The sequence below is a fragment of the Klebsiella sp. 7-CIP_Kleb. genome, assembly GCF_050378655.1.
Lineage (GTDB): Bacteria > Pseudomonadota > Gammaproteobacteria > Enterobacterales > Enterobacteriaceae > Klebsiella > Klebsiella quasipneumoniae.
Map to the genome: position 1 here is coordinate 982,139 of NZ_JBNRLJ010000001.1, position 25,319 is coordinate 1,007,457.

24 protein-coding genes and 1 pseudogene are annotated in these 25,319 nt (G+C 57.4%); 9 read left to right on the forward strand and 16 right to left on the reverse strand.

Translation table 11 applies throughout. From position 1 onward, the window contains the following. Nucleotides 1-6: 6 nt before the first annotated feature. The 6 genes from ruvB to aspS all read right to left on the reverse strand — a co-directional run bounded on the left by ruvB (nucleotide 7) and on the right by aspS (nucleotide 5,273). A complete protein-coding gene (ruvB, locus tag ACQUTI_RS04850; protein ID WP_004203409.1) occupies nucleotides 7-1,017 on the reverse strand; it encodes a Holliday junction branch migration DNA helicase RuvB in 1,011 nt (336 codons plus the stop codon). Between the two features lie 8 nt (nucleotides 1,018-1,025). Beyond that, the gene (ruvA, locus tag ACQUTI_RS04855) at nucleotides 1,026-1,637 is read right to left on the reverse strand and encodes a Holliday junction branch migration protein RuvA (RefSeq protein WP_002911454.1); all 612 of its coding nucleotides are present in this window, start codon (nucleotides 1,635-1,637) and stop codon (nucleotides 1,026-1,028) included. Nucleotides 1,638-1,716: 79 nt separating this feature from the next. Continuing rightward, nucleotides 1,717-2,238, reverse strand: coding sequence for a crossover junction endodeoxyribonuclease RuvC (ruvC, locus tag ACQUTI_RS04860; protein WP_004203412.1), 522 nt, complete (start codon nucleotides 2,236-2,238; stop codon nucleotides 1,717-1,719). A gap of 34 nt (nucleotides 2,239-2,272) precedes the next feature. Beyond that, nucleotides 2,273-3,013 (reverse strand): YebC/PmpR family DNA-binding transcriptional regulator, encoded by a 741-nt coding sequence (locus ACQUTI_RS04865; protein ID WP_002911459.1) that lies wholly within the window; start codon nucleotides 3,011-3,013, stop codon nucleotides 2,273-2,275. A gap of 27 nt (nucleotides 3,014-3,040) precedes the next feature. Next, nucleotides 3,041-3,484: a dihydroneopterin triphosphate diphosphatase gene (gene nudB, locus ACQUTI_RS04870; protein ID WP_002911477.1), complete on the reverse strand. Its 444-nt coding sequence runs from the start codon at nucleotides 3,482-3,484 to the stop codon at nucleotides 3,041-3,043. A gap of 1 nt (nucleotide 3,485) precedes the next feature. Continuing rightward, nucleotides 3,486-5,273: an aspartate--tRNA ligase gene (gene aspS, locus ACQUTI_RS04875; protein WP_004203416.1), complete on the reverse strand. Its 1,788-nt coding sequence runs from the start codon at nucleotides 5,271-5,273 to the stop codon at nucleotides 3,486-3,488. Between the two features lie 267 nt (nucleotides 5,274-5,540). Here aspS and ACQUTI_RS04880 point away from each other — a divergent pair, with 267 nt between their 5' ends. Genes ACQUTI_RS04880 through cmoB form a run of 5 tightly spaced genes read left to right on the forward strand, consistent with a single transcriptional unit; the run spans nucleotide 5,541 to nucleotide 9,154 of the window. Further along, nucleotides 5,541-6,107, forward strand: a complete 567-nt coding sequence (locus tag ACQUTI_RS04880; RefSeq protein ID WP_064187744.1) for a hydrolase — start codon at nucleotides 5,541-5,543, stop codon at nucleotides 6,105-6,107. Beyond that, nucleotides 6,104-6,922, forward strand: a complete 819-nt coding sequence (locus tag ACQUTI_RS04885; protein ID WP_004203419.1) for a DUF72 domain-containing protein — start codon at nucleotides 6,104-6,106, stop codon at nucleotides 6,920-6,922. The genes ACQUTI_RS04880 and ACQUTI_RS04885 overlap by 4 nt, the downstream gene beginning before the upstream one ends. Nucleotides 6,923-6,974: 52 nt before the next feature. Beyond that, nucleotides 6,975-7,370: an MAPEG family protein gene (locus tag ACQUTI_RS04890; protein WP_004203421.1), complete on the forward strand. Its 396-nt coding sequence runs from the start codon at nucleotides 6,975-6,977 to the stop codon at nucleotides 7,368-7,370. A 39-nt stretch (nucleotides 7,371-7,409) separates the two neighbouring features. After that, entirely contained in the window at nucleotides 7,410-8,153 is a 744-nt protein-coding gene (cmoA, locus tag ACQUTI_RS04895; RefSeq protein WP_004203422.1) for a carboxy-S-adenosyl-L-methionine synthase CmoA, read from the forward strand. Continuing rightward, a complete protein-coding gene (gene cmoB / locus ACQUTI_RS04900; RefSeq protein WP_004203423.1) occupies nucleotides 8,150-9,154 on the forward strand; it encodes a tRNA 5-methoxyuridine(34)/uridine 5-oxyacetic acid(34) synthase CmoB in 1,005 nt (334 codons plus the stop codon). Before cmoA ends, cmoB begins: the two co-directional genes overlap by 4 nt. A gap of 80 nt (nucleotides 9,155-9,234) precedes the next feature. Here the strand turns inward: cmoB and cutC are convergent, their stop codons facing one another. Both cutC and ACQUTI_RS04910 read right to left on the reverse strand, forming a co-directional pair. Then, on the reverse strand, nucleotides 9,235-9,978 hold the full coding sequence (gene cutC, locus ACQUTI_RS04905) for a copper homeostasis protein CutC (RefSeq protein WP_094311914.1): 744 nt from the start codon (nucleotides 9,976-9,978) through the stop codon (nucleotides 9,235-9,237). A 76-nt stretch (nucleotides 9,979-10,054) separates the two neighbouring features. Then, nucleotides 10,055-10,624 carry a VOC family protein gene (locus tag ACQUTI_RS04910; protein ID WP_048295107.1) on the reverse strand — a complete coding sequence of 190 codons (570 nt, stop codon included), beginning with the start codon at nucleotides 10,622-10,624 and terminating at the stop codon, nucleotides 10,055-10,057. 236 nt (nucleotides 10,625-10,860) lie between these two features. Here ACQUTI_RS04910 and argS point away from each other — a divergent pair, with 236 nt between their 5' ends. Beyond that, nucleotides 10,861-12,594, forward strand: a complete 1,734-nt coding sequence (argS, locus tag ACQUTI_RS04915) for an arginine--tRNA ligase (RefSeq protein WP_004203428.1) — start codon at nucleotides 10,861-10,863, stop codon at nucleotides 12,592-12,594. Between the two features lie 60 nt (nucleotides 12,595-12,654). Here the strand turns inward: argS and ACQUTI_RS04920 are convergent, their stop codons facing one another. Continuing rightward, complete coding sequence (locus ACQUTI_RS04920; RefSeq protein ID WP_004203430.1) at nucleotides 12,655-13,794, reverse strand: glycoside hydrolase family 88/105 protein; 1,140 nt, start codon at nucleotides 13,792-13,794, stop codon at nucleotides 12,655-12,657. 4 nt (nucleotides 13,795-13,798) lie between these two features. Beyond that, nucleotides 13,799-15,382 carry an MFS transporter gene (locus tag ACQUTI_RS04925; protein ID WP_049116936.1) on the reverse strand — a complete coding sequence of 528 codons (1,584 nt, stop codon included), beginning with the start codon at nucleotides 15,380-15,382 and terminating at the stop codon, nucleotides 13,799-13,801. Between the two features lie 352 nt (nucleotides 15,383-15,734). On the opposite strand from ACQUTI_RS04925, the gene uspC reads away from it, so the two are divergent. Continuing rightward, the gene (uspC, locus tag ACQUTI_RS04930) at nucleotides 15,735-16,163 is read left to right on the forward strand and encodes a universal stress protein UspC (RefSeq protein ID WP_004203433.1); all 429 of its coding nucleotides are present in this window, start codon (nucleotides 15,735-15,737) and stop codon (nucleotides 16,161-16,163) included. Between the two features lie 23 nt (nucleotides 16,164-16,186). Here the strand turns inward: uspC and otsA are convergent, their stop codons facing one another. The 5 genes from otsA to ACQUTI_RS04955 form a co-directional block, all read right to left on the reverse strand. Next, entirely contained in the window at nucleotides 16,187-17,611 is a 1,425-nt protein-coding gene (gene otsA, locus ACQUTI_RS04935; RefSeq protein WP_004203435.1) for an alpha,alpha-trehalose-phosphate synthase, read from the reverse strand. After that, nucleotides 17,586-18,374, reverse strand: a complete 789-nt coding sequence (gene otsB, locus ACQUTI_RS04940) for a trehalose-phosphatase (protein ID WP_048324860.1) — start codon at nucleotides 18,372-18,374, stop codon at nucleotides 17,586-17,588. Before otsB ends, otsA begins: the two co-directional genes overlap by 26 nt. Nucleotides 18,375-18,535: 161 nt before the next feature. Beyond that, on the reverse strand, nucleotides 18,536-19,516 hold the full coding sequence (gene araH, locus ACQUTI_RS04945; RefSeq protein WP_004203438.1) for an L-arabinose ABC transporter permease AraH: 981 nt from the start codon (nucleotides 19,514-19,516) through the stop codon (nucleotides 18,536-18,538). A gap of 14 nt (nucleotides 19,517-19,530) precedes the next feature. Next, nucleotides 19,531-21,045, reverse strand: a complete 1,515-nt coding sequence (gene araG, locus ACQUTI_RS04950; protein WP_062914118.1) for an L-arabinose ABC transporter ATP-binding protein AraG — start codon at nucleotides 21,043-21,045, stop codon at nucleotides 19,531-19,533. A gap of 60 nt (nucleotides 21,046-21,105) precedes the next feature. Then, nucleotides 21,106-22,086 carry an arabinose ABC transporter substrate-binding protein gene (locus ACQUTI_RS04955; RefSeq protein WP_004203441.1) on the reverse strand — a complete coding sequence of 327 codons (981 nt, stop codon included), beginning with the start codon at nucleotides 22,084-22,086 and terminating at the stop codon, nucleotides 21,106-21,108. Nucleotides 22,087-22,978: 892 nt separating this feature from the next. Between ACQUTI_RS04955 and ACQUTI_RS04960 the strand changes: the two genes are divergently transcribed. Next, on the forward strand, nucleotides 22,979-23,488 hold the full coding sequence (locus ACQUTI_RS04960; RefSeq protein WP_032425947.1) for a non-heme ferritin-like protein: 510 nt from the start codon (nucleotides 22,979-22,981) through the stop codon (nucleotides 23,486-23,488). Nucleotides 23,489-23,648: 160 nt separating this feature from the next. Here ACQUTI_RS04960 and ACQUTI_RS04965 read toward each other — a convergent pair. Further along, a pseudogene (locus tag ACQUTI_RS04965) lies at nucleotides 23,649-23,726 on the reverse strand (succinate dehydrogenase); the annotation flags it as partial. A gap of 65 nt (nucleotides 23,727-23,791) precedes the next feature. Here ACQUTI_RS04965 and ACQUTI_RS04970 point away from each other — a divergent pair. Continuing rightward, nucleotides 23,792-25,303, forward strand: coding sequence for an MFS transporter (locus ACQUTI_RS04970; protein WP_004203444.1), 1,512 nt, complete (start codon nucleotides 23,792-23,794; stop codon nucleotides 25,301-25,303). Nucleotides 25,304-25,319: the final 16 nt, after the last annotated feature.

The following is a 25,319-nucleotide window of genomic DNA, read 5'->3' on the forward strand; positions in this document are numbered from 1 at the left end:
AACGCGCTACGGCATTTCCGGCGGCGTAATCCCGAAATGGTTCCAGGCGCGCACCGTCGCCATTCTTCCCCGCGGCGTACGCTGTAGAAAACCCTGCTGAATTAAGTAGGGCTCCAGCACATCTTCAATGGTTTCCCGCTCTTCGCCAATCGCGGCGGCGAGGTTATCCAGCCCCACCGGCCCGCCGAAGAACTTATCTATCACCGCCAGCAGCAGCTTGCGGTCCATATAGTCGAACCCTTCCGCATCGACGTTGAGCATATCCAGCGCCTGGGCGGCAATGTCGGCGGAGATAGTGCCGTCGTGGCGCACTTCCGCGAAGTCACGCACCCGGCGCAGCAGACGGTTGGCAATACGCGGCGTGCCGCGTGAACGGCGGGCCACTTCCAGCGCGCCATCGTCGCTCATCTCCAGCCCCATATGGCGGGCGCTGCGGCTGACAATATGCTGCAGATCGGGGATCTGATAGAACTCCAGACGCTGCACGATGCCAAAGCGGTCGCGCAGCGGCGAGGTCAACGAACCGGCCCGGGTGGTGGCGCCAATCAGGGTAAACGGCGGCAGGTCGATTTTAATCGAGCGCGCCGCCGGCCCTTCGCCAATCATGATATCCAGCTGGTAGTCTTCCATTGCCGGATAGAGCACCTCTTCCACCACCGGCGAGAGGCGATGGATCTCATCGATAAACAGCACATCGTGTGGTTCGAGGTTGGTGAGCATCGCGGCGAGATCGCCCGCTTTCTCCAGCACCGGGCCGGAGGTGGTACGCAGATTCACCCCCATTTCATTGGCGACGATATTGGCCAGGGTGGTTTTCCCCAACCCTGGCGGGCCAAAAATCAGCAGGTGATCGAGGGCGTCGCCGCGCAGCTTCGCCGCCTGGATAAAGATCTCCATCTGCGAACGCACCTGCGGCTGGCCGACATACTCTGCCAGCAATTTTGGGCGGATGGCGCGGTCAGCGGCCTCTTCGAAGCCGCTGCTGTCTGCCGATACCAGCCGGTCTGCTTCAATCATCCCTTACCTCACAACGCGGCGCGCAGCGCTTCGCGGATTAGCGTTTCACTGTTGGCGTCCGGACGCGCGATCTTGCTGACCATCCGGCTGGCCTCCTGCGGTTTATAGCCCAGCGCGACCAGCGCGGCAACCGCTTCCTGCTCGGCATCGTCCGCCGTCGGGCCTGCCGGCGAGGTTAGCACCAGATCGGCCGCCGGGGTGAACAGATCGCCGTGCAGCCCTTTGAAGCGGTCTTTCATCTCGACGATCAGGCGTTCAGCGGTTTTTTTACCAATCCCCGGCAGCTTCACCAGCGAGGCGACCTCTTCCCGCTCAACGGCGTTGACGAACTGCTGCGCCGACATGCCGGAGAGGATCGCCAGCGCCAGCTTTGGCCCTACGCCGTTGGTTTTAATCAACTCTTTAAACAGGGTACGCTCCTGTTTATTGTTAAACCCATACAGCAGCTGGGCATCTTCACGCACCACAAAGTGGGTGAAGACAATCGCCTCCTGCCCGGCCTCCGGCAGCTCATAAAAGCAGGTCATTGGCATGTGCACTTCATAGCCGACGCCCGCCGTTTCCAGCAACACCAGCGGGGGTTGTTTTTCGAGAATGATGCCTCTGAGTCTGCCTATCACGTGGGGCTCCTGCGTTATGGTCTAAGTATCTGGCGGTATCATAAAAAAAGGCTGGATAGATATCCAGCCTGATTTGCGATTATCGTAAGCGCCCTCGCGCCAGATTGAGCCGGGTCTCGCTGATCTGAGCGGCATTCTGGCTGACATGGCAATGGGTGATGGCGATCGCCAGCGCATCCGCCGCATCCGCCTGCGGATTGGCAGGCAGCTTGAGCAAGGTGCGCACCATGTGCTGGACCTGACTCTTTTCAGCGCTGCCGATGCCGACAACCGTCTGCTTAACCTGGCGGGCGGCGTATTCAAACACCGGTAGCGACTGATTGGTTGCCGCCACGATCGCCACCCCGCGCGCCTGCCCGAGCTTTAACGCCGAGTCGGCATTCTTGGCCATAAAGACCTGCTCAATGGCGAAAAAGTCGGGCTGGAACTGGGTGATGATCTCCGTCACCCCGGCGTAGATCAGCTTCAGCCGCGACGGCAGATCGTCCACTTTGGTGCGGATACAGCCGCTGCCAAGGTAGCTCAGCTGCCGGCCGACCTGACGGATCACGCCATAACCGGTAACGCGCGACCCCGGGTCAATGCCGAGAATAATAGCCATCACGCGCCTCCGGTGAACCGTGGATGCGGCTGCATCACAGGGTGGCTGCGACCTCGTCGGAGATCTCGCCGTTATGGTACACTTCCTGCACGTCGTCGCAGTCTTCGAGCATATCGATCAGACGCAGCAGCTTCGGCGCCGTCTCGGCATCCATATCCGCTTTGGTGGACGGGATCATCGAGACTTCAGCAGCGTCGGCTTTCAGGCCAGCGGCTTCCAGGGCGTCGCGCACGGCGCCCATCTCTTCCCATGCGGTGTAGACGTCGATCGCGCCGTCGTCATAGGTCACCACGTCTTCAGCGCCAGCTTCCAGCGCCGCTTCCATGATAGTGTCTTCATCGCCTTTCTCGAAGGAGATGACGCCTTTTTTGCTGAACAGGTAGGAGACAGAACCGTCGGTGCCGAGGTTACCACCGGTTTTAGTGAAGGCATGACGCACTTCCGCAACGGTACGGTTACGGTTGTCGGACAGACATTCCACCATCACCGCGGTGCCGCCAGGGCCATAGCCTTCGTAAATGATGGTTTCCATGTTCGCGTCTTCATCGCCGCCGACGCCGCGCGCGATGGCGCGGTTCAGAGTGTCGCGGGTCATGTTGTTAGACAGCGCTTTATCCACCGCCGCACGCAGACGCGGGTTGGACGCCGGATCGCCGCCGCCCAGACGCGCTGCGGTAACCAGTTCGCGAATGATTTTCGTAAAGATTTTACCGCGCTTGGCATCCTGTGCCGCTTTGCGGTGTTTGGTGTTGGCCCATTTACTATGACCTGCCATAAAAAACTCTCCAAAAAGCGCGCCCTTTCAGGCGGCGTTAATTACAAATTCTTCAATCGCCTGCCGGTTGCTCCACGACTTGGTCAGCGCAGCGGCTTCCGTCGCGCTGACCCAGCGGTAGGCCAGATGTTCGGTAAAGGTAATTTCCCGCTCATGAGGCAGCGCAAGACAGAACCAGAATTCCGTATTTCGCTCCACTCCCGGCGCATAGCGATGACGCAAATGAGAAAAGATCTCAAACTCCACCGTGCGCTGACAGTCGATTAAGGTCAGTTGCTCGCAGGCAACGTCAATGGCGACCTCTTCCTTTACTTCACGCGCGGCAGCCTGCAGCGCGGTCTCTCCTGCTTCCAGGCTGCCGGTGACCGACTGCCAGAACGCGGGATCGTCGCGCCGCTGCAACATCAGCACCCGTTTCGTATCTTCGGCGTAAATCACCACCAGCACCGAAACGGGCAGCTTAAATGACATATTACTTGTTCTCCAGAGACGCTTTTGCCTCTTTCTCCACAACCTGAATACCCAGTTCACCGAGCGCCGCCGGATTGGCGAAGCTTGGCGCTTCGGTCATCAGGCAGGCGGCCGCAGTGGTTTTCGGGAAAGCGATAACGTCGCGGATGTTATCGGTACCGGTCAGCAGCATGGTCAGACGGTCAAGACCGAACGCCAGGCCCGCATGCGGCGGGGTACCGTATTTCAGCGCATCGAGCAGGAAGCCGAATTTTTCACGCTGCTCTTGCTCGTTAATGCCCAGAATACCAAATACCGTCTGCTGCATGTCGCCGCGGTGGATACGCACCGAACCGCCGCCGACTTCATAACCGTTAATGACCATATCGTAGGCGTTGGCCACGGCCTCTTCCGGCGCGGCTTTCAGCTCGTCCGCCGTCATATCTTTCGGCGAGGTGAACGGATGGTGCATCGCCGTCAGGCCGCCTTCGCCGTCGTCTTCGAACATCGGGAAGTCGATCACCCACAGCGGCGCCCATTTGCTCTCGTCAGTCAGGCTCAGGTCTTTACCCAGCTTCAGACGCAGCGCGCCCAGCGCGTCGGCCACCACTTTCTTATTATCGGCGCCGAAGAAGATCATGTCTCCGTCCTGCGCACCGGTGCGGTCAAGGATCGCTTCCACGATTTCAGCGGTGAGGAATTTGGCCACCGGGCTGTTGATCCCGTCCATGCCTTTGGCACGCTCGGTCACTTTAATATAGGCCAGCCCCTTCGCGCCGTAGATCTTCACAAAGTTGCCGTATTCGTCAATCAGCTTGCGGGTCAGAGAAGCCCCGCCCGGAACGCGCAGCGCCGCCACGCGCCCTTTCGGATCGTTGGCCGGGCCGGCAAAGACCGCGAACTCCACCGATTTCAGCAGGTCGGCGACGTCCACCAGCTCCATCGGGTTACGCAGATCCGGTTTATCGGAACCGTAGCGACGTTCGGCTTCGGCGAAGGTCATGATCGGGAAATCGCCCAGGTCGACGCCTTTAATCTCCAGCCACAGCTGACGCACCATCGCTTCCATGATCTCACGCACCTGCGGCGCGGTCATAAAGGAGGTTTCCACGTCGATCTGGGTAAATTCAGGCTGACGGTCGGCACGCAGGTCTTCATCGCGGAAGCATTTGACGATCTGATAGTAGCGGTCGAAGCCGGACATCATCAGCAGCTGTTTAAACAGCTGCGGCGACTGCGGCAGCGCGTAGAATTTGCCTTTATGCACGCGGGAAGGCACGAGGTAATCGCGGGCGCCTTCCGGGGTGGCTTTGGTCAGCATCGGGGTTTCGATGTCGAGGAAGCCATGGTCATCCATAAAGCGGCGCACAAAGCTGGTGATTTTCGCGCGAGTCTTCAGACGCTGCGCCATTTCCGGACGACGCAGGTCGAGGTAGCGGTATTTCAGACGCGCTTCTTCGGTGTTGACGTGATTGGAGTCCAGCGGCAGCGATTCTGAGCGGTTAATGATCGTCAGATCGGAAGCCAGCACTTCGATAGCGCCGGTGGCCATGTCCGCGTTGATGTTTTTCTCTTCACGCGCGCGAACGGTGCCAGTGACCTGAATGCAGAACTCATTACGCAGTTCAGAGGCTAACTTCAACGCATCCGCACGATCCGGATCGAAAAACACCTGAACGATGCCTTCGCGGTCGCGCATATCGATAAAAATGAGGCTACCGAGATCGCGACGGCGGTTGACCCAACCACACAGAGTCACCTGCTGCCCAACGTGGGACTGTCGAAGCTGTCCGCAATATTCTGTACGCATGAGATATCCCTTAACTTAGCCGTCGGCGGATTGTCGTCTGCCCTGCAGGCGACGAGGTCGCAGCTTTAGCTGATGTCACAACTGAATGAAAAAAGGCGGCTATTATACTGGAAATTCTGTCGTTCGATAAGTCCGACGCACGATGTACGCTGCTTTGCTGCGCGCTTAACGTCCACACTCACATAAATTAACAAAATTTGTTACCCTTTTGCTGAAGCCGCAAAGGTATTGTAGCCGCCTGACAACAGATGAAGATACGGGGATACCATGTTAGAACTCAATGCGAAAAACACGGCGCTGGTGGTGATCGATCTGCAGGAAGGCATTCTGCCTTTCGCCGGCGGCCCACATCGGGCTGACGAGGTGGTGGCGCGCGCCGCTCGCCTGGCAGACAAATGCCGGCAACAGGGTTCGCCGGTGATCATGGTCCGCGTCGGCTGGTCGGCCGATTTCGCCGAAGCGCTGAAACAGCCTGTCGACGCTCAGGCCGGGGCGCATACGCTGCCTGAGAACTGGTGGGCCTATCCGGCCGCGCTGGGTAAACAAGAGAGCGATATCGAAGTGACCAAACGCCAGTGGGGTGCGTTCTATGGCACCGACCTTGAGCTTCAGCTGCGCCGCCGCGGTATCGACACCATTATTCTCTGCGGCATCTCCACCAACATCGGCGTCGAATCCACCGCCCGCAACGCCTGGGAGCTGGGCTTTAACCTGGTCATCGCTGAAGATGCCTGCAGCGCCGCCTCCACCGAACAGCATCAGGGCAGCATGACGCATATTTTCCCGCGCATCGGCCGCGTGCGCAGCACCGAGGAGATCCTCGCCGCGTTATGATTTATATTGGGCTTCCCCAGTGGTCGCACCCGAAATGGGTGCGCCTTGGCATCACCAGCCTTGAAGAGTACGCCCGCCACTTCAATTGCGTCGAGGGCAACACCACCCTGTATGCGCTGCCCAAGCCGGAGATTGTCGCCCGCTGGTACGAGCAGACCCACGATGACTTCCGCTTCTGCTTTAAATTCCCGGCGACTATCTCGCACCAGGCCGCCCTGCGCCATTGCGACGAGTTAAGTAGTGAATTCTTCACCCGCCTGGCGCCGCTGGCCTCGCGCATCGGCCAGTACTGGCTGCAGCTGCCGGCGACCTTTGGTCCTCGCGATCTCCCCGCGCTATGGCACTTTCTCGATGGGCTACCGAAGGATTTCACCTACGGCGTCGAAGTTCGTCACCCCGAGTTCTTCGCCAAAGGGGAAGCGGAACAGCAGCTCAACCGCGGGCTGCACCAGCGCAACGTCAACCGCGTGATCCTCGACAGCCGCCCGGTCCACAGCGCCGCGGCCACCAGTCCGGCGATGATCGACGCGCAACAAAAGAAACCGAAGGTGCCGGTGCATGCAGTGATGACCGCCCGGCAGCCAATGGTGCGCTTTATTGGCGGCGACGATATGGTCCATAATCGGGAACTGTTTCGCGTCTGGCTGCAGACGCTGCCGAAATGGCATCAGTCGGGGACGCCGTGGCTGTTCCTCCATACCCCCGACATTGCTTACGCGCCGGCGCTGGTGGATACCCTGTGGGGCGATCTGCGCGCTGCCCTGCCGGCGCTAGGAAATGCGCCGTCGATTCCGCAGCAATCTTCTCTTTTCTGATATCCTGCTATCATATCCGGAGCCATCTGCCAGAGTTAAAGGGAGTTTTCGTATGGTCAGCGCGCTGTATGCCGTTTTAGGTGCGTTATTGTTAGTGAAGTTCTCATTTGACGTGGTGCGTTTGCGCACCCAATACCATGTAGGCTATGGCGACGGCGGCTTCAGCGAGCTGCAGGTCGCCATCCGCGTTCACGGCAATGCCGTCGAATATGTGCCGATTGGCCTCATTTTGCTGTTATTTATGGAGATGAACGGCGCCCAGACCTGGATGGTGCACGTTTGCGGCATTTTATTGATCCTCGGACGACTAATGCACTCCTGGGGTTTTCATCACCGTGTCTACCACTGGCGCCGCTCCGGCATGAGCGCCACCTGGTGCGCGTTGTTGCTGATGGTGCTGGCCAATCTCTGGTATATGCCCTGGGAGTTGGTTTTCTCCCTCCGTTAGCGCACAATACGCCGTTTTCGTTTTTTCGGGTTTAACGTTATGTCTCACCGCGATACGCTTTTTTCCGCGCCGATTGCCAGCCTCGGCGACTGGACCTTTGATGAACGGGTTGCTGAAGTCTTCCCCGATATGATCCAGCGTTCTGTGCCTGGCTACTCCAATATCATCTCGATGATCGGCATGCTGGCTGAGCGCTTCGTTCAGCCCCACACCCAGGTTTACGATCTTGGCTGTTCGCTGGGCGCCGCCACTCTTTCCGTGCGCCGCAATATTAGCCATCCGGGCTGCCGCATTATCGCCATCGATAACTCCCCGGCGATGGTAGAGCGCTGCCGTCGCCATATTGACGCCTATAAAGCGCCGACGCCGGTCGAGGTGATTGAAGGGGATATCCGCGATGTGGCCATTGAAAACGCCTCGCTGGTGATCCTGAACTTTACCATTCAGTTCCTTGAGCCGGGCGATCGCCAGGCGATCCTCAATAAAGTCTATCAGGGGCTGAATCCCGGCGGCGCGCTGGTGCTCTCGGAGAAATTTAGCTTCGAAGACGCCCACGTCGGCGAGCTGCTGTTCAATATGCATCATGACTTTAAGCGCGCGAACGGCTACAGCGAGCTGGAGATCAGTCAAAAACGCAGCATGCTGGAAAATGTAATGCTGACCGACTCTGTGGAAACCCATAAAAAACGCCTGCGTCAGGCTGGGTTCGAACATGCCGAACTGTGGTTCCAGTGCTTTAACTTTGGCTCGCTGGTGGCAGTAAAATCCGGGGAGCAGGCATGATCGACTTCAGTAACTTCTATCAGCTGATCGCCAAAAGCCCGCTTTCTCACTGGCTGGAGACGCTGCCTGCCCAGGTAGCCGCCTGGCAGCGCGAGGCCCTGCACGGCAAGTTTCGCGAATGGGAGCGCGCCGTTGAGTTTCTTCCGGAATTAACGCCCTGGCGTCTGGACCTCCTGCACAGCGTCACCGCCGAAAGCGAAACGCCGCTCAGCGAAGGCCATCGGCTGCGGATAGAAAATCTGCTGAAAAACCTGATGCCATGGCGCAAAGGGCCTTATTCGCTGTACGGCATCAACATCGATACCGAATGGCGCTCCGACTGGAAATGGGAGCGCGTCCTGCCGCACCTGTCCGATCTTAGCGGACGAACCATCCTCGACGTGGGCTGCGGCAGCGGCTATCACATGTGGCGGATGATCGGCGCCGGCGCGCATCTGGCGGTCGGCATCGATCCCACCCAGCTGTTCCTGTGTCAGTTTGAAGCGGTACGTAAGCTCCTCGGCAACGACCAGCGGGCGCATCTCCTGCCGCTGGGCATCGAGCAGTTGCCGGCGCTGGAGGCCTTCGACACCGTGTTCTCGATGGGCGTGCTCTACCACCGCCGCTCGCCGCTGGATCATCTGTGGCAGCTGAAAGATCAGCTGGCGCCGGGAGGCGAGCTGGTGCTGGAGACGCTGGTGGTCGAAGGGGATGAAAATACGGTGCTGGTTCCGGGCGACCGTTATGCGCAGATGCGCAACGTCTATTTTATCCCCTCGGCGGCGGCCCTGAAAATGTGGCTGGAGAAGTGCGGATTTATCGATGTGCGCATCGTCGACGCCTGCGTCACCTCGACGGAGGAGCAGCGGCGCACAGAATGGATGACCAGCGAATCGCTGGCCGATTTCCTCGACCCGCAGGATCAGCGCAAAACCGTGGAAGGCTATCCGGCGCCGCTGCGCGCGGTGATTATCGCCACTAAACCGGAAACCCAGCAATCGCTGGCAAAAAAAGCGAGATAAAAAAAGGCCCCTGTTTAATGGGCAGGGGCCTGGTACGGGCAATCATCATATTGGGCGACATGATGTGCAGCAAAAACCGTTTAACTTCTGTTAGCGGAAATTATCTTTTTCATCTCCGCCACCGCTGCGCCATTCACGGCGTAGCGTCTGTATTCGTCCGCATCGGGATCGGCTGACATCGAAACGCCTGGATGACGAAAGCGCATTTCCGATGGCAACCACTGGCCTGCAGAGCTATGAACCTCTTTCACCCCCGCCTGCAGAAACAGCGGCAGGTTCGCGGCGCGCACTCCCGCACCGGCCATAATGATTGGAGTATCCCCTGCGGCAATAAGTTCCGTAATTAATGAAATACCTTTCTCCGCCGAGGATTGCTGACCGGAAGTCAGGATACGTTTAACCCCCAGCTCACCCAGCGTCTTCCAGGCCTGACGCGGGTCGGCGCACAGATCGAACGCGCGATGAAAGGTCACCGCCAGCGGCCCGGCCGCAGCCATTATTTTTTTCATCCGCGGGATATCGACCTGACCATCGACATCCAGTACGCCGGTCACCAGCCCGGGAAAGCCGAGCTCCCGCACCATGCGGATGTCGCTAAGCATCGCGGCGAACTCCTCTTCGGTATAGCTGAAGTCGCCGCCACGCGGGCGGATAATCGGATGCACCGGGAGAGTAATCGCCTCGCGGACCGAGACCAGCACCCCGTAAGAGGGGGTTAATCCCCCTTCCTGCGGCGCGGCGCAGAGTTCAATACGATCGGCGCCGCAGCGCTCAGCTTCCCTGGCGCACGCCATGCTGTAACAACAAACTTCCAGTACCGCCATTCCTCACTCCCTGATTCAGACAACTTTCTTAGCATGTCATGATTTCACGCGGCAGACGCCGCGCAGCTTCACACTGTTACGTATCGGCTTGCTCGCTGGCGACGATTTGTTCAATAGACCACGGATGAAATTTGACCGTCACGCTGCCGTCGGTGACCGCCAGGGTGGGATTCGGCAGGCGCTCGTGTTCCCCTTTCGGCGAGCTGGTTTTGACGACGATCCCCGGCTGGCTGAGTCCGTCATCGGCCAGCAGCGCCAGAGCGCGGGCATTTAAGGTAGCCGGATCGCCGGGCAGGACAATTTCGATATGCTCCCAGCCTTCATGGGGATAGCGCTTTTCACCCGGCCACGGCAGCTCAACGATATGGAAGCGCCAGTGCGCCACGCAGACCGGCTCCGCCAGTTTAAACAGGCAGATAGGCCGGCCGTTGATTATATTCTCCGACAGCAGAGTGCCGCACTGCGCCAGACCGCTGCGCCAGCGCTCCGCGGTAGCGTTCTGATGACAGCGCAGGGAGATATGGTCGGCGTCGAGTCCGCCGATCTCCAGTCCCAGTCGCGCAGCGAAGCGCTGCAGCGCATCGGAAAATCGCGGGAGATCCGCCGTAATATCGGCCAGTTGTTCAATCTGCTGCCAGTTCGCCATGGGTTTGCTCGTCAATTAGGTTCGTCAATAATAAAAAGGCTAATCTACCGTGTTTCCGGCCGCGGACCAACCGCCACCCTGCCGATGCGTGACTGACCGGCGATGGATTGCCCACGCCGCCGGGCCGCGCGCGATGCTGACGGACGGGGACAAATGCAGTATACTCCCGCCCTAATTTGTCCACATTCCGGCGCCGCCTCCCTCGGGGGCTGGCGCATTACACGTAAGGTATTCCGGTGAATATTCAGGCTCTTCTCTCAGAAAAAGTCAGCCAGGCCCTGATCGCGGCAGGCGCGCCTGCCGATTGCGAACCTCAGGTCCGCCAGTCAGCAAAAGTTCAGTTCGGTGACTATCAGGCCAACGGCGTGATGGCTGTCGCCAAAAAACTGGGCATGGCGCCGCGACAACTTGCAGAGCAGGTACTGTCTCATCTTGACCTCAACGGCATTGCCAGCAAGGTTGAAATCGCCGGGCCGGGCTTTATCAATATTTTCCTTGACCCCGCGTTCCTGGCGGACAACGTCAACCGCGCGCTGCAGTCCGAACGCCTGGGCGTCGCCACGCCGCAGGTACAGACCATCGTCGTCGACTACTCGGCGCCGAACGTGGCGAAAGAGATGCACGTCGGCCATCTGCGTTCGACCATCATCGGCGATGCCTCGGTCCGTACCCTGGAGTTTCTTGGCCATAAGGTGATCCGCGCCAACCACGTCGGCGACTGGGGCACCCAGTTCGGCATGCTGATCGCGTATCTGGAAAAACAGCAGCAGGAAAACGCCGGTGAGATGGCCCTGGCCGACCTCGAAGGTTTCTATCGCGAAGCGAAAAAACACTACGACGAAGACGAAGCCTTCGCCGAGCGTGCGCGCAGCTACGTGGTTAAGCTGCAGGGCGGCGATGAGTACTTCCTGCAGATGTGGCGTAAGCTGGTCGACATCACCATGTCGCAGAACCAGATCACCTACGATCGCCTGAATGTGACGCTGACCCGCGATGACGTGATGGGCGAAAGCCTGTACAACCCGATGCTGCCGGGAATCGTCGCCGATCTGAAAGCCAAAGGTCTGGCCGTTGAGAGCGAAGGCGCCACCGTGGTGTTCCTTGATGAGTATAAAAACAAGGAAGGCGAACCGATGGGCGTCATCATCCAGAAAAAGGATGGCGGCTACCTCTATACCACCACCGATATCGCCTGTGCGAAGTATCGCTATGAAACGCTGCACGCCGACCGCGTGCTCTACTACATCGACTCCCGTCAGCACCAGCACCTGATGCAGGCGTGGACCATCGTGCGCAAGGCAGGCTATGTGCCGGACTCCGTGCCGCTGGAGCACCATATGTTCGGCATGATGCTGGGTAAAGATGGTAAGCCGTTTAAAACCCGCGCCGGCGGCACCGTGAAGCTGGCGGATCTGCTGGACGAAGCGCTGGAGCGCGCGCGTCGCCTGGTGGCCGAGAAGAACCCGGAGATGTCCGCTGATGAGCTGGAAAATCTGGCGAAAGTGGTGGGTATCGGCGCGGTGAAATATGCCGACCTGTCGAAAAACCGCACCACCGACTACGTTTTCGACTGGGATAATATGCTGGCGTTCGAAGGCAACACCGCGCCGTATATGCAGTATGCCTATACCCGCGTGCTCTCCGTGTTCCGCAAAGCCGGCATTGATGAAAACGCCCTCACCGACGCGCCGGTGGTAATTGCGGAAGATCGCGAAGCCCAGCTGGCCGCGCGTCTGCTGCAGTTTGAAGAGACCCTCTCCGTGGTCGCTCGCGAAGGGACGCCGCACGTGATGTGCGCCTACCTCTACGATCTGGCGGGCCTGTTCTCCGGTTTCTACGAGCACTGCCCGATCCTCAGCGCAGAGAGCGAAGCGACCCGCAACAGCCGCCTGAAGCTGGCGCTGCTGACGGCGAAAACCCTCAAGCTGGGTCTTGATACCCTCGGTATCGAAACCGTCGAGCGTATGTAAAACCAACCCGGCGAAAGCCGGGTTAGTTTTTTCAGGCGCCGCGCCAGCGGGCTCTCTTGCTCAAAAATACTTGCGCAGATACTCGGTCAGACAGAGGATCGCCATCGCCTGGCCGTAGGGCATCGAGGTGAGTGGGATCTGGCGATAGAAATCGAGGTCTGACCCCATTCCGGTGCCAAAGGAAGTCTGCAGCAGCTCCCCCTGCGGCGATATATTCTGCACAATTCCGCGAATCGCTTTTTCTGCCACCCCGGCATAGTGCTGCCCGACATATCGCTTGCGCACCGCTTTAAGTATGCCGTAGGCAAAGCCGGCGGTCGCCGAAGCCTCAGGATAAGAGTGCGGGTCGTCCAGCAGGGTATGCCACAGGCCGCTGTCATCCTGGCATTTCGCTAAAGCGGCAATTTGCGCGTTCAGCACCTCGGTCAGATAGCGCCGTACCGCATTCCCTTCTGGAAGATCCACTAACTCAAGAAAATCCGGGATCACCATGGTGAGCCAGCTGTTGCCCCGTGCCCAGCGCGCCCGGGCAAAGTTATGCCGACCGTCATAGCTCCAGCCGTGAAACCACAGTCCGGTTTCCCGGTCCATCAGGTTTTGCACATGAAGCAGGAACTGATAGGTCGCCTCCTCCACATAATGCGGACGGTGAAGCAGCTTGCCTATTTTGGCTAACGGCAACACGGTCATCATCAGCGTGTCATCCCACATTTGCTGGTGGTTCTCTTCCGCCAGGGTGATGTGCTGCATACCGCCCTGCTCGGTACGCGGCATCTCATACATCGCCCACTCCGCCCAGCTCTCCAGCCACGGCAGATACGCCTTACACCCGGTCTCTTCAAAGCGATAAGCCAGGGTCAGAAACGGCGCCATGGTATTGACGTTTTTGGTCGTGGCCCCCTCGGCGAAGCGATCGGCAAACCAGCGGTCGATGATATCGCGCATCTCGATATCGCCGGTTTGCTGATAATACTGATAGATGCCGTACAGTCCGACGCCGTGGGTCCACTCCCAGCCGGCCCAGCCTTTGGTATCAATAACGCGCCCGTCATCCAGGCGCAGTAAAAATTGCCCGCTCTCATCCTTAATATTCACCAGGTTTTGCGTCACGTTGCGGATCAGCGCCTGCAGTTCGCTGCGGGCGATAAAACGCTCAGGCTGACAGAGTAATGGGCTATGTTTGACCGGCCAAACTTTCATGTTGTTAACCTCGGGTATATGTCGAATTCAAAGCGCCGCCCTGGGTGAGCGCCGGGGCAGCAGGTTTATGACGATTCAGATAGCCAATATTGTTATTCCCCCACAGGCAGTCGTAGGGCATCCCCGCCAGCATCTCGACCACCGCGCGGTGTTCCGCACTGGTCAGCTCCGGCCGGGCGTGACCGCTTTCGCGCATTCTGAGGGTTTCGCTGCGCAGGACGCTGTGGGTATGCAGATTGAGTTTGAAGCGCAGTGAAACGAGGAAACCGCAGGCTAACACCACCAATGTACCGACGCTGAGGATCAGCAGAATGGTATGGCTGACCCCTTCAGGCTGTATTTTTTGCCCGGAGACAAACCCCGACAGTTGCATAATGATGCCCACCAGCATCACCGCCCCCGCCTGCGAGGCTTTGCGGGTCAGGGTCATGATGCCGGCAAAAATCCCCTCCCGGCGCTGGCCGGTGATCGCTTCATCGACGTCGGCAATATAGGTGTAGGTATTCCACGGCACGTAGTTAATCCCGCCGCGTCCCAGTCCGGCGACAGCAGAGATGAGCAACAATAATGAATAGGCGTCGCTCAGTCCGGCGTAATAGAGCAGCGCATAGGAGAGCGAACTCAGGCCAAAGAGGACCACCACCATGCGGTACGACGGCGCGGGGCCAAAGCGAATGCACAGCGGGATCATGGCGATCACGGCAATAAACTGGAAAATCGCCATCGTCCCCAGCAGATTCGAGGCGACAGAAGCTTCCTGCATCAGAACAAAGACCACGTAATAGGTAAACACGGCATTGAAGACGTCCTGGGCGATATAGCCCCCCAGATACATGCCGAGGTGCTGGCGGAAAATTTTTATCCGCAGCGTAGAGCTCAGCTCAATCACCAGGCGATTGAGGCTCTGGGCGAGAGTGAGGTTCTGTTTTTCCGCTTCCGCCCGCAGCGCCGCCTCTGACCAGGCCTCACGCGGCCGCTCCCAGGTGAAACACCAGACGAAGGTCAGCATCACCGCGCACAGGACCGAGAACACCAGACTGGCATAAAAGAACGAGCTGGCATTGTCTTTGCCGAGCCAGGTAAGGAGGATCCCCGGCAGAAAGGAGGCTAAAATCGCCGACATTTGCGCCATTGAGATGCGCGCGCCGGAGAATTTGGTTTTCTGTTTAAAGTCATCGGTCATCTCCGGCACCAGCGTCTCGTAGGGCACCAGAATCATGGTGTAGACCATATCAAACAGCAGATAGGTGACCAGGTAGTACCAGAATCCCATCTCGCCGACCCACATCGCCGAGTAGCTGAATACGCAGGGGATGCCGAGCAGAATAAAGAATTTTCTGCGGCCGAAGCGCTTGCCGAGCCAGGTGGTGCCGAAGTTATCGGTGAGAAAGCCCATCAGCGGGCTCACCACCGCATCCAGTACGCGGGCGGAAGCGAATATAAGCGTGGCTTCTATCGGGGAGAGTCCGCAGAAGGTGGTGTAAAAGTAGAGCAGCCATGCGGCGGTTAGCGCCGTGGTGCCGGCGCCGAGGAAATCGCCCGCGCCGTAGGCCAGGTAGTTAGCCAGTCCAATCTTTCGTGTTTTCATCGCCGTGATCCTGTGTCTTTTTTTAAGAGAACGCCGACAATCTTTCCGGATTTGCCACCGGAAGGGAGTGGGTACCTGGCTACACTAAAAGCAGTGAAACGACGTTACCTTTGTGTTTTTGCCACGGAAGAACCGCCGATGGCAAAATGACAAAGAGACGATGTCTCAACTTCACTCATTTATAAAACAGCATTTCTTTTAAATAAAAAATTAGGTTCATTTATGTGATCTTGTCGGGAAAACGCGGACTGGCGAAGAGCGTCGCAAATCACGGGAGCGGCCCTTGCGTAGCCGGGTAAACAGGAGTAAAGAAGGAAAGAAAGGGTTATTCCGCGTATCTCAAGGAGGCCAGATGCCTTATTCACATCTGCTGGTTGCCGTCGCGCCAACGCCGGAGAGTCAGGTATTAATTAAAAAAGCGGTGTCAATTGCCCGCCCCGTGAACGCGAAAGTGAGCTTTATCACCCTCGCCACGGATCCGGAGCTGTATAACCAGTTCGCCGCGCCGATGATGGAAAATCTGCGCGAGGTGATGCAGGAAGAGACGCGTGATTTTCTCAACGAGTTGGCGCGTCACGCGGACTACCCGATAGAAAAAATGACCATCGCCTGCGGCGAACTGGGCCATCATATTAAGGACTTCTGCCGGTCACACCAGGTCGATCTGGTGATCTGCGGCAATCATAATCATTCCCTTTTTTCGCGCGCCACCTGCTCGGCGAAAAATATCGTCGGCAGCTGCGGCGTCGATGTCCTGCTGGTTTCCCTTGAAAAGGGCTAACGCCGGTTAGCCCTTTTCCTGAACTAGGCCAGTTTAGGGAACGTGGCTATCTTCCCCCGCAGGCGGCTCTCCTCGCTGCGCGGCGAAATATGCTGCAGATCGTCGACAAAGCGCGCCTGCCAGTTATGAATATCATTTTCTCTGATCACATCCAGCATCGCGGAATGACGGGCAATACGTTCCGCCAGCGGCATGCTTAGGGCGCGATCCAGCGCGGCGGCAACCTCGTCGCGATCGTAGGGATTGACGATCAGGGCGCTGTTCAGCTCCTGCGCCGCGCCGGCAAACTGCGACAGGACCAGTACGCCAGGGTTATCCGGATCTTGCGCCGCCACGTATTCCTTCGCCACCAGGTTCATGCCATCGCGCAGCGGCGTCACCAGCCCAACGTCAGAGTAGCGGAAGACCTTCATCAGCAGCTTACGATCAAAATGCTGGTTCAGATAGTAAAGCGGAGTCCAGCCAAGCTGGCCGAACTGGCCATTGATGCGTCCGGCTGCGGTTTCCAGCTGGTGGCGGATATCCTGATAGGCCTGCACATCGCCGCGGGACGTCGGCGCGATCTGGGTATAACGGATCTTACCGTGATGCTGAGGATACTTTTCGAGCAGCGTCTCATAGGCGAGGAACCGCTCCGGCAACCCTTTCGAGTAGTCAAGGCGCTCCACCGAGAAGATATTCTTCACGTTTTTGAGCTCGTTTTTCAGCTGGACCAGCTTCGGCGGCAGCGGACCTTTGGCATTGCGCGTAATCTCGTCCGGATCGATCCCTATCGGATAAACCTCGGTGCTAAACGCTTTACCCCACGCCTGATAGCGTTTGTCTCCGAGGTCGGAGAGTCGGGTCTGCATGGCTATGCTGTCGAGAAAAGCGGTTCTGTCGCTTTCAGTCTGGAAGCCCAACAGATCGTAGTCGCACAGTTGCTCCAGCAGCTCAGCGTGCGGCGGTAGCGCGTTAAAAATCTCCGGCGTCGGGAAAGGAATATGCAAGAAGAAGCCGATGCGGTTGTTGACCCCGCGCTTGCGCAGTTCGCTGGCGAAGGGCAGCAGATGGTAATCATGGATCCACAACGTATCATCTGGCTCGATCAGCGGTAGAAGCTTGTCCGCCAGCATGGCGTTAACTCGCTGATATCCCTCCCAGGCTTCGCGCTGGAAGCTGACCAGATCAAGACGATAGTGGAAGGCCGGCCACAGCACGGCGTTAGAGAACTGGTTGTAGTATTCATCATGGTCACGTTCGTTAAGGTTGAACGATGCCCATGAAATATTTCCGCGGGAGACCTGCTTCAGCGGCTGCTGGTCATCGCCAATTTCGCCGCTCCAGCCAAACCACAGACCCCCTGCCGCTTTCAGTGCCCCCAGGATGCCGACGGCCAGACCGCCAGCGCTCGATTTTTTATCGTCCGGTAAGGCGATACGGTTAGAGACTACGACTAAACGACTCATGGTCATCCCTCCTTTCGGTTTGCGCGTCATACGCCAGATGTTGCAACCACGTCCTTACGGCGGCGGCATCCGCCAACCGCCAGTGCGCCTGAGTTTCCCCGGCGCCAACTTTTATCGACATTCCCTGCAGTTGATTCACCACGCTGAATCCCGCCTCGTCGGTCAAATCATCGCCGACAAAAACCGGTTCGCGACCGGCAAACGGCGCTTCCTGCATGAAGGCAGTGATCGCCTCCCCTTTGTTGACACCGCGGGGTTTAATCTCCACCACGCACTTGCCAAGCTGCAGCGCCAGCAGCGGGTAGCGCTGAACAATGCGCTGCGCCAGCTCCAGCACCGCGGTCTGCTGCTGCGGGGCCTGACGGTAGTGCAGCGCGAAGGCCATCTCTTTACTCTCCAGCTCGCACCCGGGGAGCGCCTGCAGCGCCGAGCTCAGCTCAGCCGCGATTTCATCCCGCAGGGCCGACGGCAGAGAGACAATAAAGGTTTTACCATTGATATCACGGCGCTCGGCCCCGTGAACGCCGGCCAGCGGTAGCCGCCAGGGATGGGTCAGCGCGTCAAGTTCAGCCATTGAGCGCCCTGAAATCAATGCCACCGCCCCGCCCTGCTGCCGGGCCAGCGCGTTGAGCGCCTGCAGCGTGTTGTCGGGTATCACCACCTGATCGGGGTGCGGCTGGATATCGGCAAGAGTACCGTCGAGGTCAAAGAAAAAAGCGTAGTTTCCGGTTAGCGCAGGCGGTACAGATATCTGGTTATCCACCCTGTTTCCTCCTTATCATGGCCAGCCGAAGCTGGTTGTTAATTATATGTTAGCCATGTAAGTATAGACAGTGTGACCAACCTCGCCATTTTTGATAGATACCGCCAGCGAAACGGGCGCTGGCGGCAATTACTCTGTAGACTTAAAAGTTATGCCTGAAATCAGGCGGCACGTTTGGCTTTTTGTTTGTAGCGGTCAAAGATCACCGCCGCCAGCAGGATGACCCCGCGCACGACGTATTGCGAGAACGGCGAGATGTTAAGCAGGTTCATCGCATTCTCCACGGTCCCGAGGATCAGGATCCCGGCCACCACGTAGGAGATCTTGCCGATCCCGCCCTTCAGCGACACCCCGCCCAGCACACAGGCCGAAATAACAATCAGCTCATAGCCAATCGAAGTCATCGGCTGGCCGCTGGTCATTCGCGACGCCAGGATAATCCCCGCCGCGGCCGACACCAGACCGGAGAGCACAAAGATAATAATCTTGGTGCGCACCACCGGAACGCCGGCCAGACGCGCCGCCTCTTCATTGCCGCCTATAGCCAGCGTATTACGGCCAAAGGTGGTTTTGTTTAGTAATAATCCGAAAACCACCAGGCAGGCGACCGTCAGCCAGATCGGCGCCGGCAGACCAAACCAGTTGGCGTAACCGAGGGTGAAGAAGCGCTCATCTTCGATCCCCACCGCTTTACCGTCGGAGATAATGTAGGCCAGGCCGCGGACAATCTGCATAGTGGCCAGCGTGGTGATCAGGGCGTTTATCTTCAGACGGGCAATGACAAAGCCGTTGACCAGGCCACTGACCGCCCCCAGCAGCAGACCGGCGGCAATCCCGAGCCACAGACTTTCGCTCAGGTTAATCACCACCGCGGTAGTGACCCCGGCACAGGCGATAACCGACGCCACCGACAGGTCGAAATCGCCGGAGGCCAGGCAGAAGAGCATGCCGCAGGCCACCATCCCGGACATCGAGATCGCCAGCCCCAACCCCTTCATGTTGACGAATGAGGCAAAGTTAGGCACAAAAATTACGCAGCCGATAAACAGCACCGCAAACACCACCAGCATGCCAAACTGATCCCAGATACGGGCGAAGCTAAAGGCAGAGCGGGTAGCGCCGGACGTAGTCACTGATGACATCATTTACTCCTTACTCAGGCGACAGCCTGACTCACTTTTGGCATCGCAAGGCTTAACGCCTGCTGTTCATTGGCTTCTTCATGCAGCAGTTCGCCGGCGACTTGCCCTTCACGCATCACCACGATGCGGTCGGCGACGCCCAGCACTTCCGGCAGGTCGCTGGAGGCAAATACCACGGCGACACCGGCGGCGGCGAGGCCATATATCACGTTGTAAATTTCATGTTTGGCGCCGACATCGATGCCGCGGGTGGGCTCATCGAGCAGGATCACCTTCATCTCTTCCGACAGCCAGCGGCCAAGGATCGCTTTCTGCTGGTTGCCGCCAGACAGGTTCATGATCAGCTGTTCCGGGCCCGGCGTTTTAATGTTCAGCGACTGGATATGCTGATCGGCGTTGTCCGCCTCCCAGGCGTTGTTGATCAGGCAGCCGGCGTGGATATGCTTGCGCCGGGCGCTGATATTGATATTGTCGCGCACGGAGTGAACCGGAATAATCCCCTCCGCTTTACGATCTTCCGGACACAGCATCATCCCGGCCTGGATGGCCTGGGCCGGTTTGCGGATGTTGACGGGCTGGCCATCGATATACACCTGACCGCCGGTGATCCGCGTCCCGCCGAACAGACCTTTCATCAGTTCGCTGCGCCCGGCGCCCACCAGCCCGAACAGGCCGACGATTTCGCCACTGCGCACCGAGAGGCTGACCGGCGTGCGCACGCCCGGGGCTTTGACCTCCTCCAGACGCAGCCGCTCTTCGCCATAGGGACGAGGTTTCCAGCCGTAAATATCACCCAGATTGCGCCCGACCATCGCCTGGACCAGCGCGTCGTGGCTGACGCTCGACATATCGTCAAAGGTGCAGACGTAGCGACCATCCTTAAAGACGGTGATGGCATCGCTGAGGGCAAAAATTTCTTCCATCCGGTGTGAGACATAGATGATGACCCGCCCCTCCTCCCGTAGCTCGCGGATAACGCGAAACAGATTGTCGATCTCCCGGGCGGAGAGCGAGCTGGTCGGTTCATCGAAGGCGATAATCTTGGCATTACGCGCCAGCGCTTTGGCAATCTCCACCATCTGCCACTGGCCTATAGAGAGATACTTCAGCGGCGTCTCCGGGTCGATATCCAGCCCCAGATGCTCCAGCTGCAGACGGGCCTCATAGTTGAGCAGCGAGCGGTTGACGATGCCGCCTTTGTGCGGCAGCTGGCCAAGATAGATATTTTCGGCGACGGTCATCTCCGGGATCAGATGCAGCTCCTGATAGATAATCGCCACGCCGGCGTTGAGCGCCGCCATCGTATTAGTGAACGCCATCTGCTGGCCGCCGATCTGCAGGTGGCCAGCGGTGGGGGTGTAGTTACCGCTGAGAATTTTCAACAGCGTCGATTTGCCTGCGCCATTTTCGCCCATCAGCGCGTGGATCTGTCCTGGGTAGCAGTCAAAACTGATATCGGACAAGGCCTTTACGCCAGGGAACGTCATGGTGATGCCGCGAAATGAGAGATAAGGGGTAGACTGTTGCATAACGACTCCGCTCTTCTGCACTCAGCCCCCGCCGCGGCGGGGGCCAGTTCAACCGGGCTGTTACAGCCCTTTTTTCGCCAGCTCTTCTTTGAAGTTATCGCGGGTAATCAGCACCACATCGGTCACCGCAGTGAACTTCGGCGGCTCAACGCCCTTGGTGACCCAGTTGTAGAGCATTTCACTGGTTTTATAGCCATGGATGTCCGGGCTTGGCAGCAGGGAGCCATAGAAGCCGGTCGGCTGCGCCTTCGACAGTTCGTTGACGGCATCCACGCCGTTGATGCCAATACCAATCACATCCGGCGCTTTAAAGCCCTGCCCTTCTGTGGCACGCACGCCGCCAAGCACAGTGTTATCGTTCATCCCAACGATCAGCCAGTGTTTCACCTGCGGGTGCTGGACCAGCATTGAGTTACCGGCGTCAAACGCCCCCGGGATATCGTTAGATTTTGTCGGAACGCGGTAGATTTGCGCTTCCGGGAAGCCGGCCGCCTTCAGGGCATCGATGGAGCCGGTGGTGCGACGACGGGCGGTGTCCAGCTCATCGGCGGTGATGGCCATCACCGCAGTGTCTTTGACATCCCAGCCGCGTTTCTGCATTTCTTTATACAGCTCCTGTCCCTGGCGGGCGCCAATTTCGCTGGCCGCCATCATCACCAGCGGCACGCTCTCCATCGGTTTACCTTTGGCGTTGACGAACTGGTCATCGACGGTAATCACCTTCATGTCATAGCCGCGTGCTTTAGCGACTATCGCCGAGCCGAGCTTAGGATCGGGGGTACAGATGACAAAGCCCTTCGCGCCGCTGGCCGCCAGGCTATCGATGGCGTTCAGGGTTTTCTCACCATCCGGTACCGCTATTTTAATGACGTCAAAGCCTAAATCTTTTCCTGCTTTATCAGCAAATTTCCACTCGGTCTGGAACCATGGCTCTTCCGGCTGTTTCACCAGAAAACCTAATTTAAGGTTTTCCGCCATAGCTGATTGTGACATAACCGCTGCGAGACCAATGGCCGCCAGCGCTTTAGTAAATTTGTGCATGGTAAACTCCAGCTTTAATTCGCTTTCATGTAGGGAAAAATCGGAATTAACTTTTTTATCAGCATCAAAACAAGGCATTAGAAAAATCGCATCCCCTACTGCCGTTGTTAGAGTAGTAATACCCGGAAATTATTTCTCCATACGAGAGCATTATCACATCGCGGAATTACAGTAATTGCGTACATAGATTTAGCAAAAAAAGACATAAAAAAAGACATAATTGTCATACAATTTAACCAGTGAATAGCAGGATCATCTATACCACCAGCAGGCTTATCCTTGTGATGTCAGTGGGTGTTTAACAGAGGGTTACGGCACTGTTATAACCAGCGGCTAAGGGGATCGCAGCGGCGGTCGACTGCCCGCCGGCGCTGTTGTGCAACAGACGCGCGCCGCCAGTCCAGCGTCGGCCGTTTTATATCGCGATAAAACGGATCTTTTGCGTAATTTATTCCGAATTGATAAAAGATATTCCCGCTGCATAGAAAAGCCTGCAACAAAAAATAAAAATAATTATCATCACAACGAAACATTGCCCTCTGAAATAACTTATAGCTTTGAGTTATACGATGAATCTCGTAGTCAAATATCTATAACTTATACCTGACACACCGCACCCACGCCCCAGCCTGAGCCGCAATCCCACTGCATGTCGTCATGCAGGAATAATGGTGTAACAAAACGTAAATTATCCATCTTGAGAGTTTTCTTAATCACATTCAGCGAGTATTCTTAAATTGTCGGCAAGTGGAAAAATTACCCGACTCATACGGAATGTGTAGAGTTTTATTATTCTGCAACAGTGCAGCGCGTCACTCTTTTATCCTGTTGTTTGCTCCAGGAACCGTTGACGCGCACCAGTAACCCCTTCCCGGTTAATAAGGATATTTTTATGGCAGTTCCAGGAATGGCACAAAAGCTAAACACCCAGATGAACCTTGAGTTCCACGCCTCTAACGTTTACCTGAACTTAAGCGAGTGGTGTGCCCGGCATCGCTTCGACGGCGCCGCGACATTTCTGCGCAACCGCGCGCAATGCAGCATCACCCTCACCATGCGCGTATTTGACTATCTGAAAAAAGCCGGCAGCTGGCCGATAGTCAATCCCGACCGCGCCTGTAATCCCGAATGTACCTCGCTGGAAGATCTCTTTACCCAAACCCTGGTCGATTACCGCCAGCGGAGCAGTATGCTGAGCGGTCTCGCCGAGGAAGCCAAAGCGCAGAGCGATGACAACACCTGGCGTTTTCTGACCCGCCTGGCGGAAGAGCAGCAGCAGGATGGGCTGCTGCTGCAAAGCGTGCTCGAGGAAATTCGCAATGCCGACAAAGCCGGGATAGGTATGGAACAGACCGATCGCCGTCTGATGACCCTCGTCGGAGCGTCACAGAACCCCCACTAATCAGACGCGCCGGGCCTTTCTCGCCCGGTCAGGGGGAGCGCGTTCGCGCTGCCCCGCCCTGTTTATTAATCCGTTCTTGCTATTCTCCCCTGCTATTTATTCCTCAAACGAATAAAAAAGTTTTAACTCGATCCCATTCCCTCGTCACCGTTACCCCTTAGGGGGGATTAGTGAGCGCGGTCACTTTTTGTTGAGTCATAAAGAAATATAAAAACACTGTTTCAAAAATATAAAACACGAGGTTTATTTTTTATGGCTAGATACACGGCTTCAGCCTCTGAAGGGCTGCAGGGAAGACCGATCTTGTTACGCCATCAGTTAGCCTACGGCGGCGGTAACCTGTTAGGGAGTGGCGCACTGGCGATAAGCGGAGCATGGCTACTCTATTTTTATACGACCTTTTGCGGCCTGACGCTGATCGAGGCCTCATTTATCTTCTCCGTCGCCAGCATCATCGACGCCATCAGCAACCCGCTGATGGGCTATCTGACGGATAATTTTGGCAAAACGCGGTTAGGCAAGCGCTTTGGCCGTCGGCGCTTCTTTTTGCTGATCGGCATTCCTCTGATGCTGTTCTACCCGCTGCTATGGGTAGAGGGCCTGAGTTTCTGGTACTACCTGTGTACCTATGTGGTGTTTGAGATCATCTATACCTCCATCATGGTGCCCTATGAGACGCTGGCGACAGAGATGACCGATGATTTCTCGCTACGCTCAAAGCTCACCGGCTATAAAGCCATCTTCGGCAAGCTGGCCAACTTCCTCGCCGCGTTTATTCCCGGACAGTTCATTCTGCTGTACGGCAAAGATTCCGCCACCCCTTTCTTCCTCACCGGGCTGACCTATGGCGCGATCCTGATCGTCGCGATTACCTGCCTGTGGCTGTGCAGCTGGGAGCGCGAGCGTGCGGAAGCCGTGGATACCAGCGCGAAAAAGGGGCTGCTGAGCACCCTGCTGTCGCTGGCGAAAGACATGCGTTCCACCTTTTATCTGCGCGTGTTCCGCAAACATCTCGGTATGTACCTGTGCGGGTTTGGCGCGGAATGGCTGTTTGCCTCCATCTTCACCTATTTCGTGATATTCGTTCTGCAGCACGATCCGGCAATGGTGGCCGGGCTGAACAGCCTGAACTCGATTCTGCAGCTGATCTCCACCGCGCTGTTTATCGGCCTGTGTGTGAAAAAGGGCTTTAGCAAACCCTATATCCTCGCGCTGGGGATCGTGATTTTCGCAGTCCTGCTGTATACCTCGCTGTGGTTCTTCCATCTGCCGTCAGGCCTGGCGACAGTGCTGATGTTCGGTATTACCGTGCTGTTCGGCCTGGGGACCGGCGGGGTTTACTATATTCCCTGGACCGTTTACACCTTCCTCGCCGATGTCGACGAAATCTACACCGGACGCCGCCGGGAAGGCATCTATGCCGGCGCCATGACCTTCTCAGGGAAAATTCTGCGCTCGATTGTGGTGTTTTCGATGGGGGCCATCCTGAGCTTTTACGGTTTCCAGTCAAAAGCGCACAGCCAACCGGAAAGCGCCGTGACCGCCATCGCGGTGGTATTCTGCGTCGGTGTCGTCGCCTTAGCCCTGGCCGCCATCGTCTTCAGTAAGCAGATGAAACTGGACCGTAAAGCCCATCTGGTGGTTCTGCAGGAAGTCGCGCGGATTAAAGCTGGCGGTAAAATCAGTGATATTGCGCCGGAGGTGCGGGCAATCGTTGAGGATCTGGTTGGCCATCGCTACGAAGAGTGCTGGGGCAACAGCAAATTGTTTAAAACCGCTGAGCCTGCGCCAGTGCAGACCGTGGTTTCTCATTAAAGAAAAAGGCCCCGGC